This window comes from Halomonas sp. PR-M31, assembly GCF_001039575.1.
Lineage (GTDB): Bacteria > Pseudomonadota > Gammaproteobacteria > Pseudomonadales > Halomonadaceae > Modicisalibacter.
Map to the genome: position 1 here is coordinate 1 of NZ_JIBT01000084.1, position 2,160 is coordinate 2,160.

The following is a 2,160-nucleotide window of genomic DNA, read 5'->3' on the forward strand; positions in this document are numbered from 1 at the left end:
ATGACGGCAGTCGTCAGATGTTCCAATAATCGTTGATGCATCCTGTGCTCCCTGATGGACATGCGTGCACATGACGATGCAAGAACTGCATCGCAGGCACGTTTAAGGATTCATCCTGTTCCTGGCTGGAAAGGCATCAGGGCCATGCACCATAGTGGTGCACATCCGGGAAAGCATGCCTGCTCTATCCCTGCTTTTGGAGTCGACAACGCTTAGTTGCCTGTTTGATCTGGGGGACGCCCCGCAGGATTGTTCGGGTTGGAGGGCAGATTGACGCTGGCCCGTTGTACGTAGAGAGTCACTGGGTCGCTGCGATGACGCACTTGGCCTTGGGAATCGATCAGCTCCGCACGCAAGGTGTGTTCGCCACGATTCAAGTTGCTGAGCATGAAAACCTGGGTATGCATTGCGGATTGACTGACGTCACCATCCATCAGCAAGCGGATGCGATGATCCTTGCGCAGTTCAGGCTCTACCGCTATGTCGATGACGATATCGCCGCCGTACCCGGTCTGCAGCGTGTATCCGTCTTCAGGCGACGCAATCCTGAAGGTGGAATAGGGCATGAAGGGCCCGCCTGAGACGTTGCGTGAAGAGCGAGGGGCCGCTTTTTTCTCGGCTGAGGTCTTAGGCGCTTTCGAAGCAGGAGGTTCAGGCTCTTGCGAAGGTACCACCGTAAGGGATTTGAGCTTGATGCGCTGGCTATCTTGGCTTGGGGTATCGGTAAAGACGGTATTACCTTGAGCGTCCACGCTTCGATAAACCGTAGCCGCATCGACGCCACCCAATGAAAAGCAGCTTATGAGTATGCAGGATAGAAAACGCTTCATGAAAGCTTCCTCGTGATCCTCGTCACAAGCATAGAGCGGTGTCTTGATGTGACGTAAAAAGGGCTCCCGAGGGAGCCCCTGCTTCTCATGACCTATCGGCCATTGATCTCTTTTCTGTAATCAGCAGCTGTAATACATATCGAACTCGAGCGGGTGAGTGGCCATGCGCAGACGCTCGACGTCCTCACCGATCACCTCAATGTAGGCATCGATCATGTCATCGGTGAATACCCCGCCTTCGGTGAGAAAGGCACGATCCTTGTCCAGGCATTCAAGGGCTTGCTCCAAGCTCGTTGCCACGGTGGGCACGGACTTGCCCTCTTCCGGCGGCAGGTCGTAGAGATTCTTGTCCATGGCATCGCCGGGGTGGATCTTGTTCTTGATGCCGTCGAGCCCCGCCATCAGAAGTGCCGCAAACGCGAGATACGGGTTGGCGACCGGATCCGGGAAGCGCGTTTCCACCCGCTTGCCCTTGGGGCTCGCGGTATAGGGAATACGAATCGAGGCACTGCGGTTACGCGCCGAGTAGGCCAGCATTACCGGCGCCTCGAAGCCCGGCACCAGTCGCTTGTAGGAGTTGGTGGCCGGATTGGTGAAGGCGTTCAGGCTCGGGCGTGCTTGATGACGCCGCCAATATAGTAAAGCGCCATCTCGGAGAGTCCGGCGTATTCGTCACCGGCGAACATGTTCTCGCCATCTTTCCAGAAGGACTGGTGAATATGCATGCCGGAGCCGTTGTCACCTACTAGCGGCTTAGGCATGAAGGTTGCCGTCTTGCCGTAGGCGTGAGCCACGTTGTGAATGACGTATTTCATCTCCTGGACCTCGTCGGCCTTCTTGACCAGGGTGTTGAACTTCACCCCAATCTCGTTCTGCCCGGCATTGGCCACTTCATGATGATGCACCTCCACCGACTGGCCGATTGCTTCCAAGGTGTTGCACATGGCGCTTCGTATGTCGTGATGGGAATCCACCGGGGGAACCGGGAAGTAGCCGCCCTTGAGCCTGGGACGATGGCCGAGGTTGCCACCCTCGACGCTGGTGGAGTCCGTGGCCCAGGCGCCCTCTTCCGAGGAAATACGATACATGGTGTGCTGGATATCGTTTTTCCAGTGCACTTCGTCGAAGATGAAGAATTCAGGCTCTGGCCCAAAGAAAGCGGTATCCCCCAGTCCGGTGCTGGCAAGATAGGCTTCGGCACGCTTGGCAATGGAGCGCGGATCACGCTCGTAACCCTGCATGGTGGCGGGCTCGATGATGTCGCAGCGCAGTATCAGAGTGGCATCTTCAGTGAACGGATCGAGAAAACCCGAGCCATCTTCCGGGCGCA

The 2,160-nt window shown here is 56.8% G+C and carries 1 protein-coding gene and 1 pseudogene; both read right to left on the reverse strand.

Annotation, left to right across the window (positions count from 1 at the left end; genetic code table 11):
- Nucleotides 1-212: 212 nt before the first annotated feature.
- The gene (locus CH74_RS17315; protein WP_048308794.1) at nucleotides 213-830 is read right to left on the reverse strand and encodes a DUF4124 domain-containing protein; all 618 of its coding nucleotides are present in this window, start codon (nucleotides 828-830) and stop codon (nucleotides 213-215) included.
- A gap of 120 nt (nucleotides 831-950) precedes the next feature.
- Nucleotides 951-2,160 (reverse strand): annotated as a pseudogene (gene glnA / locus CH74_RS17320) (type I glutamate--ammonia ligase); the annotation flags it as partial.

Coding starts and splice junctions, on each gene's coding strand:
- CH74_RS17315 (WP_048308794.1), bottom strand. CDS start 830: ATGAAGCGTTTTCTATCCTGCATACTCATAAGCTGCTTTTCATTGGGT.